The organism is Streptomyces sp. NBC_01267 (genome assembly GCF_036241575.1).
In the GTDB taxonomy this organism is placed as follows: domain Bacteria; phylum Actinomycetota; class Actinomycetes; order Streptomycetales; family Streptomycetaceae; genus Streptomyces.
The window spans coordinates 336583-349998 of sequence record NZ_CP108455.1; the positions used below are offsets into that span (position 1 = coordinate 336583).

Below are 13416 nucleotides of genomic sequence, written 5' to 3' on the forward strand. Positions count from 1 at the left end.
GGTCGACCCGGCCCGCGACGTCCCCCCGCCCGGAACCTGACCCGCCAGGGCGACCGCGGCGCGCCCCCACCCGGGGCAGGTTCGCGGGACACGGCGGAATTTTGCCGCATCGGAAAACTTGCCCATTCGGCAACGTTTGTTTACGGTGGCTCCATGACACAGGGAGACGACGCCCGCATCGGACTGCGGGAGCGCAAGAAGCGGGAGACCCGCGTCGCGCTGAGCCGGGCCACCATCGGGCTGTGCGTCCAGCGAGGGTGGGACAACGTGACGGTGGAGGACATCGCCGCCACGGCGAACGTGTCCGTACGCACCTTCCGCAACTACTTCTCCGGTAAGGCCGAGGCGATCGCCGCCGGCCACCTGGAGCGCATGCTGTGCATCGCCGACTCACTGCGCGCGCGGCCGGCCACCGAGCCCTTGTGGGACTCGATCGCCCACGCCGTGCGGACCCAGTTCGTCCCGCAGGGCGGAACCGGCGCGGGTTCCGCCCATGACCAACGCTGGACGGACGGGCTCCGGCTCATGCTGGCCGAACCGGCCCTGCACGGGGAGGTCGTCAAGGCGAACGCGTCCGCACAGGAGGAACTGGCCAAGGCCGTCGCCGAGCGCACCGGTACCGACGTCACCCATGACGTCTACCCGAAGCTCGTTGCCGCGGTGATCGGCGCGGGCAGCGCCGTGGCCGTGGAGCACTGTCTGCGGGCGGATCCGCCCACCCCGCTCGCCCCGGTGCTGCGCGAGGTGTTCGAACGGATCGCGGCGGGCCTTCCCGCCTCCTGAGCCGACAGGAAGTCCGATCCCGCCCGGTCGGTGCCGGGCTGATCCGTCCTGCCCTTCTCCACCCGTCCAGAAGGAGACACGCTGGTGATCACTGATGTCGTCATCGTCGGAGGCGGCCCGAACGGGCTGATGCTCGCCTGCGAACTGGCCTTGGCCGGAATTCGGCCGGTCGTACTGGAAAAACTGTCCGTGCCGAGCGAGGAGCCGAAGGCGAACGGGCTGCTCGGCCAGGTCGTCAGGATGATCGACCACCGAGGGCTGTACGAGCGCATCAGCGGCGAACCCGGGCCGCCGCAGCCGAACTCGGCCTACTTCATGTTCGCAGCGATGGGCCTGAACCTGAGCCTGCTGCAGGACAGTCCCGTCCACGGTCTGGCAGCGCCGCAGCAGCACATCGTCCAGGTCCTTCAGGGGCGGGCGGCCGAACTCGGGGTGGAATTCCGGCGGGGACACGAGGTCGTCGGCCTGTCGCAGGACCACACGGCAGCGACCGTGGACATCGCGGGGACGGACGGGACGTACCGGCTGCGGGCCCGTTACGTCGTCGGGGCGGACGGGGCGCGCAGCGTCACGCGCAAGCTGTCCGGTATCGGCTTCACCGGCGTCAGTTACGACCGCAGGACCACCCGCACGGCGCACGCCACGGTACCGGCGACATGGGTGGATCCCACGACCGGTGCCCTGAACGTGCCCGGCTACGGACCCGTCCTGCCGTTCCTGTCCCACCGCACCGAGCACGGCGGGTTCTCCTACGCGCCCTTCCCCGGTCACCCGCCGCTGGTCAGCACCACCGAGTGGGACCAGCCCAGGACCGAGGCGCCGATGAGCCTCGACGAACTCGGGGCGAGCATCCACCGCGTACTCGGCGCAGATCTGCCCCTGAGCCCGCCCACCGGTGAGGGACCGCACGTGCTGCGCCGGTTGACCGGCGGCAACACCCGGGTCGCCGAGCGCTTCCGGGACCGTCGTGTGTTCCTCGTAGGCGACGCAGCCCACGTCTACGCCGAAGGGGGCGGCCCCGGGCTCAACCTGGGTCTGCAGGACGCGGTCAATCTCGGCTGGAAACTCGCCGCCGCCGTCCTCGGCAACGCCGGGCCCGAACTGCTCGACAGCTACGAGACCGAGCGCCGGCAAGCGGCCCACCGCATGGTCGTCAACGCCCAGGCGCAGAGCGCGCTGAGCGCCCCCGGCAGCGACGTCACCGCGCTGCGTGAGCTGTTCACCGAACTTCTCGGCCACCCGAGCACCGTCCAGCACCTCGCCGACCTCACGGCGGGCACCGACATCCGCTACGCCATGGGCGGGCCCGACGCCCACCCCCTGGTCGGCCGGTTCGTACCGGACATGGAACTGAGCACTCCGGCCGGTGCGGTCCGGCTGGCGGAACTCACCACCAGCGCACGGCCACTGCTGCTCGACCTGACCGAGGACGCATCAGTCGCGCAGGCGTTCGCGCACTGCCGCGATCAGGTGGACATCGTCACCGCGCAACCCGGGCCCGCCGCCCCTGCGGTCACCGCCCTGCTGCTGCGCCCCGACTGCTACGTGGCATGGGCAACAGCCCTGCCGCACCCCGACCCGGCCGACCCGGACGCCCTCCGGACAGCCGCCCAGCCCTGGTTCGGCGTCACCGAACCCGCCCGCTGCGAGCCGGAACCCCTCGGAACGACCTGAGGGTCGACGAGGGGCCCCGGGCGGCAGGACGAACGCCGGTACCACCTATGAGGCGTTCCCCGCCCGGAAGTTCCCGTCACCGGGTCCACCGGGTGGGCACGGGCCGGACTCGCCCTCATCGCGTGGCGGCTGCTCGACGACCAGGACCTGTCCGGTCGATCTTCGCCGGGCCCGGAACGTCGGGGTGCCGTCAGGAGCTGCGGCTGCCCTGGCGGGTCGCGGCGAAGCGGGACGGGGGCATCCCGAAGGCGCGCGTGAAGGCAGCGGTGAACGCGGCGGGAGAGGCGTAGCCGAGACGGCCGCCGACCTCGCTGACCGAGGCGGTGCGCAGCAGCGGGACGGCCGCGAGCAGACGGGCGCGGGCCCGCCAGGCGGCGGGGCTGTCACCGGTCTCGGAGCGGAAGCGCCGGGTGAAGGCCCGTTCACTCATGGCCACCCTCGCGGCCCACCCGGTGTTGGTGACGCCGGCATCGGGGGCTGCCAGGTACGCGCGGCAGAGCCCCGCGAGATCCGCGGAGGCGGGAATCCCGACGTGGAACGGGAGCGGGGAGCGCTCGGCGATCTCGTACAGGAGGAGCGCGGCGATGCTTCCCTCGCGCCCGGAAAGGCGGTAGTCGGCCTCGAACTCGACGGCGGCCAGGAGCAGTTCGCGCAGCAGCGGCGAAACGTCCACGACCGTGCAGGAGACGGGCCACCAGGGGACGGCGTCCGGCTCGATGTACAGACTCCGGGTACTCACCCCCATCATGCGGACCCGGTGCCGGGTGGCGGCCGGAATCAGTACGGCGCGCTCGGGCGGGACGGTCCAGCTGCCCTCGGCGGTGTCGACGACCATGACGCCGGTGGCGCCGTAGAGGAACTGCGCGCGCCGGTGCTCGTGCCAGTCCAGTACATGGCCGGGCGGGTAGTCGGTGCCGATCGGCAGGACGGCCCGGTCGACGTGGTCGACGCCGTCCAGCGAGACGTTCTTCACCCGGCCATTCTACTGGCCGAGACGCGAAGGAATGGTGCCGACCATCGCATGCGGGAAGCCTGTGGGGGCTGGTGAAGTGGAACCCATGGACGTTGTGGGATTGATCGGGATCGGGCTCCTCACCGGAGTGACGACCGTGTTGTTCGGTTTCGGCGGCGGGTTCGTCGCGGTGCCGGTCGTGGTGTGGGTGGACGCCACGCTCGGCGCGGACGCGATGCGGGTGGCGACGGCCACCTCCGCCCTGGTGATGGTGGTGAACGCGGGGTTCGCGACGGCCGTCACACCGCGGCGGGTGCTTCTCGCCCTCCGCGGCAGCGGCCCGCTGCTCCTGCTGCTGGCGGTCGGGGCCTCGGCCGGCTCGCTCGCCACCCGCTTCACCCCGGCCGGTCCGGCCCGCTGGGCGTTCGTCGCGTACATCGTTCTCACCATTGCCGACCTGCTCCTGCGGCCCGGCTTCCTGCGCCCGCGCACCCGGGCCGAGGCGGCCTCCGAAGCTCCGCGTCCGCTGCCGGCCGTCCTCGGTGCGCCGGTCGGCGCGGTCGCCGCCTTCCTCGGCGTGGGAGGCAGCGTCATGACCGTTCCCGCGATGCGGCGGGCCGGGCACACGATGCACGTGGCGACGGCGCTGGCCAACCCTCTGACCCTCGCCATCGCGTTGCCTGCCACCGCACTGTCCCTGGGCGGCGCCGCGGTCCCGGCCGCCGCGGACGCGCACGTGCACCTGGTGGGTCTCATCGACCTCCGCGCCGCCTCGGCGCTGCTCCTCGGGGCTCTGCCCGTGATCGCGGTGCTGCGGCGGCGCCCGCCGCGGATCCCCGACCGCACCTACGCCTGGGCGTACACGGGGCTGCTCGCCACGGTGACGGTCGCGATGCTGCTCCCGGTCTAGGCCGTCGGTCCGTCGGTCCGTCGGTCCAGAGCTTGTCCGACCCTGGTCCGCCGGAGAAGTCCTACTCGTCCCGCACCCACGGCCGCAGTTTCTCCGGATTGCGGACCGCCCAGATCCGGGTGACGCGCCCGTCGGTGACATCGAACGAGGCAACGGTCATGACGGCGCCCGCACGCTGGGCCACCAGGCCCGGCACACCGTTGACCGACCGCTCCAGGAGTTCGAGGCCCGGAGCCCTGTCGGCGATGGCGACCATGTACTGGGCGATGCGCGCGCCGCCTTCGATCGGGCGCAGGACGGTACCGACCAGGCCGCCGCCGTCGGCGGTCATCACGGCGGCCGGGTCGAGGAGTTCGACGAGGGCCGCGATGTCCTTGGTCTCCCATGCCTCTTTGACCTGCCGCACCACACCGGCCTGCCCTGCCGCCGTCACCGGAGTCCGCTCGACGCGCACCCGCCGCCGGGCGGAGGCCGCGAGCTGCTTGCAGGCCGCTGGGGTCCGGCCGAGGACGCCGGCGATCTCGGCGAAGGGGTACCGGAAGACGTCGTGCAGGACGAATGCCACTCGCTCGGCGGGTGTCATCGACTCCAGGACGACGAGGAAGGCCATGGTCACCGATTCGTCCAGAACCATCTGGGCGGCCGGGTCGGTGTCATGGCCGTGGTCCCGCTCGGCGTGGTCGGGCAGCGGATCGGGCAGCCATGCGCCGACATAGCGTTCGCGCCGGGCCCGCGCCGAGCCGAGCACGTCCAGGCAGATGCGGCCGGTCACCGTCGTCAGCCAGGCGCCGGGGGACACGATCTCGTCCTGCCGGCTCCGTGGCAGCGCGTACCAGCGCGCGTAGGCCTCCTGTACGGCGTCCTCGGACTCGGCCAGCGAACCGAGCAACCGGTAGGCGACATTGATCAGTTGGCGCCGCTCACCGGCCGTCCCGTCGGTGCTCGTCCCAGCCGTCCCCATGCTCCCGACCGCCCCCTCGCCTTACCTTTCGCACGCCCGCGTCGTCGGGCTGGTGAGACCTTATCGATCTACCGCCCTCCGGGCGGAAAAGAGGACCGAGGCATGGCAACCCAGGCGACGGCACAACGGCGCTTCTCGTTTCTGCAGATCGCGATCGCCCTGCAGACGCTCACCATCTTCCTTCAAGCGGTCTCCGCCGGACTGCTGCTGACCTCGTCGTACGGAGAGACGCTGCACAGTGCCGGAGCCCGTGTGATGTACGGGGCGTCGATGCTGTACGTGCTCGCGGCGGTGCTGGCGTGGAAGCCGGGCGGCGGGTCGCCCCGGCCCGTCTGGCACGCGTCCGGTTTCCTCGTCCTCGCCTCGGTCCAGGTCGTGCTGGGCATCGCGCACATACCGTCGGTCCATCTCCCCCTGGGTGTCCTGATGTTCGGACTGAGCGTGCTGGCGCTGACGCGGCGCCACACACACTGAGGATCACCGGTGCTTGAACTCCTCGATGGCCGCCCGGACCGTCTCCCCCAGGGTGTCGCTCCCGGAGTGCCCCGAGTCCTCGATGATGTGGAGCCGCGCGCCCGGCCACACCTTCGCCAGCTCCCACACCGTCTGCACCGGACAGCCCATGTCGTGCCGGCCATGGACCAGCACCGCCGGGATACCGGCCAGCTTGTGTGCGTCCCGGATCAGTTGCTCCTCCTCCAGCCACGCACCGTTGCTGAAGAAGTGGGCACAGATCCGGACGAACGCGATCTGCGCTTCGATGTCGCGATCGCTGTACATGCCGGGTACACCGTTGGGTTCGTTCGAGATGACGGCGTCCTCCCAGGCGAGCCAATCGGCAGCGGCCCTCTCCCGGACCGACCGGTCGGGGTGCTCCATCAGGCGCGCGTAGGCCGCGAGCAGGTCGCCGCCGCGCTCGGCCTCGGGGACGCCGTCCCGGAACCGGTCCCACGCCTCGGGGTAGAACCACCCGGCGCCCCGGTAGAGCCAGTCGATCTCGGTGCGGCGGGCCGTCGTCACCGACTGGACGACCATCTCGCTGACCCGCTCGGGGTGCTGTTGCGCGTATGCCAGGGCGAGGGTCGTCCCCCAGGAGGCGCCGTTCAGCAGCCACCGCTCGATGCCCAGGTGTTCGCGCAGCCGCTCCATGTCGTCGATCAGGTGCTGCGTGGTGTTCAGACTCATGTCCGCCACCGGGTCGCCGGCGTGCGGGGTGCTGCGGCCGCAGTTCCGCTGGTCGAAGCGGATGACGCGGTAGCACTCGGGGTCCCAGGCCCTCGTCGGCCGCCGCGGCGCTCCCCCGCCCGGACCTCCGTGAATGTTCAGGGCAGGCTTGCCCTCAGGGTTCCCGAGCTGCTCGTAGTAGATGCGGTTGCCGTCTCCGGTGTCGAGAAATCCATGGTCGTAGGGGCTGGTGGGAGGGTAGAAATCAACCATGGGCGTCGACCCTACAGAACGATCGTGGTTGAGCGCCTTCCCTTTCAACACGCCTTGTGGAAACAGGCGTTGCGCTGGCGTTCGCGCTCACCCCGCCCATCTCCGAAATGGGCGTCAGGCCGCCTGCCGGGAAACCGGCAGGTCGCGCGCCCGGCCGACATCTCCGTACTGCCACCTGCGTCGCCGACGTACTGTCGAGGGGAACGCTGCTCCCAGGACGAGCCACTCTCGTGCAGCGGTGACCGGTGGACATGCCCTGCGCCATCGTGTCGACCCATGCCAGGGCCTCATCGGATCGGACTTCGTCACCCTCGACGAGTGGTTGCGCCGCATCTTCCAGGCGCCCCCGCCGCTCGGCTCCGTCTGAACCCGTCGCGCTGCGTTCGAAAACCCGCATGCGCCGCCCCACGGAGTTCTGGGAACATGCCCGGATGTCCCATCCTCTCGAACCCCTGGTCATCCGGCACGCTCGGCGTCTGCCCGCCCCCTCCGGACCTGCCGGGCACGGCGATGTCGCGGCGCGGCAGTTCGATGTCGCGCTGATGTCCGTGGGCTTCAAGCTCTCGTCGGCCCTGCTGGAGCATCTGTCGGGGCTGTCCGAGGAAACCGTCGTCGACACCGCCACGCGCACGCTGGAGAACGTCCGCGAGATCACCGGTGCCCACGTCCAGCACAACGTCTACTTCCTCGACTTCCCCGCCAACGTGCCGGACACCTTCGACTTCTGGACGCGGTGCATCGCCGAGGCGCTCGCCGACGACGCCTCGCGTGACGGCACCCTCGCCCAGCTCCGTACCGGTGTGGTCGACCTGCTGACCCTGCCCTCGTACGGCACCTACCAGCACACGTACGCCGAGATGCTGGCCGCTCACGACGAGTTGATCGCCGCCGCGGGCGACCGCACGACGGTCCTGCATCTGGGCGGCGCCCCGGACGACGAGGTCACCGCTCTGTACCTGGCCCTGGCCGGCAGCACCACCCCACTCGGCGAGGAGGGTCTGCGCGGCCTCCGTTCGCTGGCCGAGCACTGCGTGGACAGCGCCCAGCCCGAGGCGATCCCCGTACGGGAGAACCGCGCCGTCATCAACGTCGTCCGCCTGCACGCCGGGCGGGACCTCCTGCTGGACACCGTCACCGACGTGCTGCGGCTGGCCTGTGCGCTCTCCGGCGGTGACCTGACCCTCGTGGAACCGACCCGCTTCCGGGTCTCGGCCCGGCGGGTCCGCCGCGCGCTGCTCGCCGGACTCGACTCGGTGATCGAGAAGGCCCCCGCCAAACTCGCCGACGTATCCACGCACCGTGAGGCGTTCAAGCGCCTCGGTGAGCGCCTCCACCCGCACGAGTACCCGCAATGGCCGTACGCCGCCGACGTGTTCGCCGTCGCCCGCGGCGAGAAGGAGGCCCGGTCCTTCGACAGCCACCTCGAAGAACTGCTCGGCGCGAACGACATCCTCGGGGCGGTGCGTCTGCTGACGGCCGCCCCGGGCAAACTGTTCCGCTCCCTGGACCGGCTGCTGCGCACGTGCCTCACCCAGGAGGAGCGCGACGCTGTCGTAGCCGCCGCCGAACAGGTCGCTCCGCAGGTCTCCGGCCGGGTCCTGCTGTCGGTGCGCGAGCACCTGCACAACCGGGCCCGGGAGACCGGCGAGCGCCGCGTCTTCGTCAACAGCCGTGGCAGGGCCTGGGTCACCGCCGACAACCGCCCCCTCGTGCTGCCGCCCGAGCGCATCCGCCTCATCGACATCCTTGACTCCGAGACGCGCCGCCGCCTGCCCGACCCGGGGCACCTGCTCATCGACCCCGACATCCTCGATGTCGCGCTGCCGCTCAGCGGCAAGGCGACGGCTGCCGGACTCGGCGTGCTGCCACGTGGCTCCCTCTCGCCCGTCGAGGGGGAACTGCTGCGCTTCTTCGTCCACTGGAAGCAGAAGAGCCACGACACCGACTTCGACCTGTCGGCGCTGATGCTCGACTCCGAGTACGCGACAGTCTGCTGGCTCTCGTACACCGCCCTCACCGAGGTCGAGGGCGAACACTCCGGCGACATCACGGAAGCGCCCGAAGGCGCATCGGAGTTCATCGACCTGCGGCTGAACGCCGTGCGTGGCACCTTCATCGTCCCGCAGGTCAACATCTTCTCGGGCGAGAGCTTCGAAACCGTCGAGGAGTCGTTCTTCGGCTTCATGCTGCGCGGTGCCGAGCAGCGGGGCCGCCCCTTCGAGCCGCGCACCGTACGCATGAAGTCCGAGGTCCGCGGGCCGGGCAGGGTCGCGCTGCCGATGGCCTTCCTGCGCGGGCACGACGGCCGCTGGCGCGCCAAGTGGCTCCACCTGTACCTCCAGGGCAACCCGAGCGCCAACCGGGTCGAGGAGAACCGGGTGTCGGTCGCCACGCTGCTGCGCGGCATCGTCGAGCGCGAGTACCTGACGGTTCGTCATTTCATCGATCTGATGGCCGACCGTGCCACGGCCACCACACTGTGGGACGGCTCGACGGTCCCGGACGGCCCCGTCACCTACATCGGCATGGAACGCCCGGACGGCCTGCACCCCGATTCCCGGACGATCACTCCGGAAAATCTGCGTGCCCTGATCCCGGGCTGACTGCTACCGTTGGCCCGGGCGAGGCCATGGACGGACTTCCTTCTCACCTCACTGAAATTAGTCCCTCCGCTTTCCTTGCCCCCGACGTCACGCCGGAGTACCTAACAGCACTCCGGCGTCGTCGTCTCCCGAAGCCGGCATCGGCCCGGACTGCCCCTACGACGTACGAAGACGCCCGGTCCGCGACATGCGGACGACGACGGTCCCCCGCTCCAGATCCACCGTCGTCCGGTTCGGCGGCGCCCCGTCCTCCTCGTCGTCCCGCATCACGAGTGCCGATTGCCGTTCCTTCAGTTCGTTCTGCTTCCCCGCCGACATGGTCGCGTGCAGTTGCTCGAACCCGGTTGCCGATATCTGGCCCTGCCGCGCCCAGTTCCGCCACGGCAGGACGCCGGCCCGCCCGGCGCGCAACAACAGCTGGTCGACGAAGGCCAGCACGGTCAGCAGGATGACCAGTCCTGGCAGAGTCATGAAGACGACGAATTCCATACCCCCAGTATCGCGGCGCGTCCCAGGATCACCCCTGGTGGTGCGGAGAACTTCCGGGGCCGGGCCCACGGGGGACAGCTGGGGCAGCGACCGTCTCACGGGACCCGGAGGGCGAATACGGACGGCTCAGTGGCTGTGGTGGCGGTCGAGGAGGCGTTCGTGGGCGGGGGTGAACAACGCCCGTCCGTGCCGATGGCCAGATCCTCGGCGCCGGGAGCAGCTGGTGGTGGTGCCGTCGGGACCGCTGACGGGTCGGGGTGGCTGATGGCGGTCAGGAGTCGGGTGAGTGCCTGTGCGCGGGCGTGGATGGTGCCGCCGTGATCGGGGCCTGCGAGTTCCTCGTGGGTGATGACGCAGACCGCCGGATGGTGCAGCAGCCATCGGCTGCGACGCGCTTCTTCCGTACCGGGGAAGCCGGGGTCGGTCAGCGCGAGAGTGATGCGGGCGTCCAGAGTGGGCAGGGCGGTGAGGATGTCGCGGTAGACGAGGTGCTCGGGCAGCGAGCCCACGGGGTCTGCGGGCTGGGTGAGGGCGCGGATCTGGCCGACGATCCGGTCGCGGATGTCCCGGTGGTGGAAGACGAGGGGAGGCCGGCCGTCGGCGTGCCGGTTCAGATGCCGGGACTGCGCCGCCTGCGGGTCGCTGGTGAGCCAGCTGTCCAGCAAGACGACGGCGTCGTGGCCGGTGCCCCGTTCGTGCTCCGTGTGCGCGAGGGCGTGGACGGCCACCCCTGAGCGGGGGTTCAGGGCCAGGGCCTGTCCGGCCAGCTCGTACGCCTCCTGGATGCGGCCCTGTTCGGCCCGGATCGCGGCCAGCCAGCTCACCCACGCCCAGTTGTCCGGGCCGGCCGAGGCCGTCTGCTCCTCGACCAGGGCGTCGCCGTACGCACGGTAGACGGGGTCTCCGCAGGCGTGGAAGGCCCCCAGCATCAGCCCGGCCACCTCGTCGGCGGGCCACCGGACGAAGTGCGCCGCCAGGTGGTCGGCCGTCAGTCGGTACTGCCGGTGCGAGAAGAGGAACACGCCGTACACCAGGCTCGCTTCCCGCTCACCTGCGGTCTGCGCGTCCCGGTGTGCGACCACCAACTGCTCCTTGAGTGCCGCGTCGCCCAGACTGTCGCAGGTCGCCAGGGTCAGCCTCGCGACACCGCACGCCGGATCCGAGGCCGTCCACCGGCGGAGCAGAGGCAGCGCCCGACCGCCCAGCGCCAGCAGCTCCGCGAGCGCACGTTCCCCCACCAGCGCGCCCTCCGCGACGCTCGGCGCCGTCCGGTCGGTCGTTCGCCACTCGCCCATCCCGGCAGGTCAGACGCTGGAGCCGAAAACGGCGGTACAGACGATGCCGCTGGAGCCGCAGTGGTTGCGTGGCAGGCTCAACGGCAGAGCGGCGTGGTTGCCGCCGCCCACTCCGCTCCCGGTCACCGTGGCACCGGCAGCGCGCACCCCGTGGTCCTGGTTGACGCAGGCGTTGCCGAACACCGCGTCACCGACCCCGATGACGCTCGCGTGCGCGGCACCGGCCGGAAGCAGCGTGGCCCCTGCCACCGCACCCAGCACCGCGGCTCGCACACCGGCCTTCGCCGCCTTGCTGCCCGTACCCAGCATGTCCACCTTCATCGAGTTCCTCCCCGCCCGGGACAGGCCCCGGTGCTCGTACAGACCGTGCCCGCCGTGTCTCACGGGATGCGGCCCGATCCACGTCGACCGGGCCGCATCCCGATCAACGACCGGCCTCGAACCCCGACACGGCGGACACCCGAACGGGTCGGTGCCGCCGTGTCCTCGTGCCCTGATGTATGGGGTGGACGACAGGTGGGGCGTGACTGGTGGTCACCGCCCGCCCCCAACTCCGGTACAGCCGTCCCGACCCACTTCGAGAAGGGCGGCCCCGGCACACCGAGGAGCGGCAGACTTGTCGCTCCGGGCCATGTGTAGCGGGCACGTGGCCGAAGACGGGGGCGGAGTGCGTCGGTGGATCTCAGCTCAGTGATCATCGCGGTGGCGGGTGTCGCAGGAACCCTGGGGGGATCGCTCCTCACCCAGCGCGGCTCCGAACGAGCGAAGCGCCGGGAAATAGATCTTGTTCGTAGTCATGAGGAGATGCGCGAGAACCGTTCACTGCGGCGCACCTGTTACACAGATCTCAACCGTGACGCCCGGCAGTTCACCACCGCGCTCAATCACCACCTGCACGTCTTGAGGGAACGCGGCGCGGAGGACGCCGACATCGACGCACTCGACAAGGCGAAGAACGCGCACCGCGACCGCTACTCCGAAGCACAGATGATCGCTCCCGAAGCGGTACTCGGACGGGCGAGTGCCGTCAACCAGGCCCTGACCAAGGTCTACGGGCAGGTCAAGCGCCTGGAGCAGGATGCTCCCGGACCGGGCGAAGCGATGGAGACGGCGAGCCGGGCCCAGTACGAGATCTGGGACGTGCTCCGTGCGATGAGACGCGCCATGCGTGACGACCTCGGCGTGTGATTCACCATGATCCGCTCCGGCCGGTCACCACCCGTGCCGTCGGCTCCGGCCGGGCTAGGCTCACGGTACGAACCACCTGGTCAACGGGCGGACAGAAGGAGTTGAACCCAGACATGAAGGTACTGATCTCGGGCGGGGCCGGGTACATCGGCAGCACGGTCTCCTCCGCCTGCCTGGACGCGGGCATCACACCGGTGATCCTGGACAGTCTGGTGACGGGCCGTCGGGAGTTCGCCGAGGACCGCGCGTTCTACCAGGGCGACATCGCTGACGGCGAGCTGGTGGACCGGATCTTCGTCGAACACCCGGACATCGAGGCGGTCGTGCACTGCGCGGCGCTGATCGTGGTGCCCGATTCGGTCGCTGACCCGATCGGTTACTACCGGGCGAACGTGGCCAAGAGCCTGGATTTCGCCGGTCACCTGATCCGCAACGGCTGCCAGAAGATGATCTTCAGCTCCTCCGGCTCGATCTATCTGCCGGGCGAGGACTTCAGCGTGGACGAGGAGTCCGGGATCGCGCCGCAGAGCCCGTACGCGCGCACCAAAGCGGTCTGCGAGGGCATGTTCGCCGACATCGCGGCCACACAGCCGATCCGGATCCTGTCCCTGCGCTACTTCAACCCGATCGGCGCGGACCCCGAGCTGCGCACCGGTCTCCAGTTGCGGCGGCCCAGTCACGCGCTCGGCAAGCTGATCGAGGCACATGACGAGGGTGTGCCGTTCCGGATCACCGGGAACGGCTGGCCCACCCGGGACGGTTCCGGCATCCGCGACTACGTGCACGTCTGGGACCTGGCCACCGCGCACGTGGCCGCGCTCCAGCGGTTCGAGGCCGCGCTGGACGGCGCCAGGTCCTCGGTGATCAACCTCGGCACCGGTACGGGCACCACCGTCACCGAGTTGGTCGACGCCTTCAACAGCGTGGTCACCCCGCCGGTCGCGGTGGTCGAGACCGGCCCGCGGCCGGGCGACGTGGCAGGCGCCTTCACCCGCAGCGACCGGGCCGAGCAGTTGCTCGGCTGGGTGCCGAAGTTCAGCGTCGCGGAAGGCATCCGCGACTCGCTGCGCTGGGCCGGGGTCCGCGACCAGCGGCTCGCCGGGTAGCTCCGCGGCACCCCGGCC

General features: G+C 70.6%; 14 protein-coding genes. 8 read left to right on the top strand and 6 right to left on the bottom strand.

The annotated features are described in order from the left end of the window. Positions 1-153: 153 nt before the first annotated feature. Entirely contained in the window at positions 154-783 is a 630-nt protein-coding gene (locus OG709_RS01750) for an acyl-CoA-like ligand-binding transcription factor (RefSeq protein WP_329164488.1), read from the top strand. A 129-nt stretch (positions 784-912) separates the two neighbouring features. Then, on the top strand, positions 913-2457 hold the full coding sequence (locus OG709_RS01755) for an FAD-dependent monooxygenase (protein ID WP_443068567.1): 1545 nt from the start codon (positions 913-915) through the stop codon (positions 2455-2457). A 190-nt stretch (positions 2458-2647) separates the two neighbouring features. Here OG709_RS01755 and OG709_RS01760 read toward each other — a convergent pair whose 3' ends face one another. Beyond that, a complete protein-coding gene (locus OG709_RS01760) occupies positions 2648-3430 on the bottom strand; it encodes an AraC family transcriptional regulator (protein WP_250304937.1) in 783 nt (260 codons plus the stop codon). Positions 3431-3515: 85 nt separating this feature from the next. On the opposite strand from OG709_RS01760, the gene OG709_RS01765 reads away from it, so the two are divergent. Further along, positions 3516-4319 carry a sulfite exporter TauE/SafE family protein gene (locus tag OG709_RS01765; protein ID WP_266644610.1) on the top strand — a complete coding sequence of 268 codons (804 nt, stop codon included), beginning with the start codon at positions 3516-3518 and terminating at the stop codon, positions 4317-4319. Between the two features lie 61 nt (positions 4320-4380). On the opposite strand, the gene sigJ is transcribed toward OG709_RS01765, so the two are convergent. Continuing rightward, entirely contained in the window at positions 4381-5280 is a 900-nt protein-coding gene (gene sigJ / locus OG709_RS01770; RefSeq protein ID WP_329164492.1) for an RNA polymerase sigma factor SigJ, read from the bottom strand. Positions 5281-5382: 102 nt separating this feature from the next. Between sigJ and OG709_RS01775 the strand changes: the two genes are divergently transcribed. Next, on the top strand, positions 5383-5754 hold the full coding sequence (locus tag OG709_RS01775; RefSeq protein WP_266644608.1) for a hypothetical protein: 372 nt from the start codon (positions 5383-5385) through the stop codon (positions 5752-5754). A 3-nt stretch (positions 5755-5757) separates the two neighbouring features. Here OG709_RS01775 and pip read toward each other — a convergent pair whose 3' ends face one another. After that, on the bottom strand, positions 5758-6717 hold the full coding sequence (gene pip / locus OG709_RS01780; RefSeq protein ID WP_250304933.1) for a prolyl aminopeptidase: 960 nt from the start codon (positions 6715-6717) through the stop codon (positions 5758-5760). Between the two features lie 238 nt (positions 6718-6955). Between pip and OG709_RS01785 the strand changes: the two genes are divergently transcribed. Both OG709_RS01785 and OG709_RS01790 read left to right on the top strand, forming a co-directional pair. Beyond that, positions 6956-7084: a hypothetical protein gene (locus OG709_RS01785; protein ID WP_284349619.1), complete on the top strand. Its 129-nt coding sequence runs from the start codon at positions 6956-6958 to the stop codon at positions 7082-7084. A 64-nt stretch (positions 7085-7148) separates the two neighbouring features. After that, positions 7149-9320: a hypothetical protein gene (locus OG709_RS01790; RefSeq protein WP_329164494.1), complete on the top strand. Its 2172-nt coding sequence runs from the start codon at positions 7149-7151 to the stop codon at positions 9318-9320. Between the two features lie 156 nt (positions 9321-9476). On the opposite strand, the gene OG709_RS01795 is transcribed toward OG709_RS01790, so the two are convergent. From OG709_RS01795 to OG709_RS01805, 3 genes are all read right to left on the bottom strand, one after another. Then, positions 9477-9809, bottom strand: coding sequence for a DUF6191 domain-containing protein (locus OG709_RS01795; RefSeq protein WP_266644603.1), 333 nt, complete (start codon positions 9807-9809; stop codon positions 9477-9479). Positions 9810-9904: 95 nt separating this feature from the next. Then, positions 9905-11104 (bottom strand): hypothetical protein, encoded by a 1200-nt coding sequence (locus OG709_RS01800; RefSeq protein WP_329164497.1) that lies wholly within the window; start codon positions 11102-11104, stop codon positions 9905-9907. Between the two features lie 9 nt (positions 11105-11113). Further along, entirely contained in the window at positions 11114-11425 is a 312-nt protein-coding gene (locus OG709_RS01805) for a chaplin family protein (RefSeq protein WP_250304929.1), read from the bottom strand. A gap of 354 nt (positions 11426-11779) precedes the next feature. On the opposite strand from OG709_RS01805, the gene OG709_RS01810 reads away from it, so the two are divergent. Then, positions 11780-12292: a hypothetical protein gene (locus tag OG709_RS01810; RefSeq protein WP_250304928.1), complete on the top strand. Its 513-nt coding sequence runs from the start codon at positions 11780-11782 to the stop codon at positions 12290-12292. A gap of 113 nt (positions 12293-12405) precedes the next feature. Continuing rightward, the gene (gene galE, locus OG709_RS01815) at positions 12406-13398 is read left to right on the top strand and encodes a UDP-glucose 4-epimerase GalE (RefSeq protein WP_250304927.1); all 993 of its coding nucleotides are present in this window, start codon (positions 12406-12408) and stop codon (positions 13396-13398) included. The last annotated feature ends 18 nt before the right edge of the window (positions 13399-13416 follow it).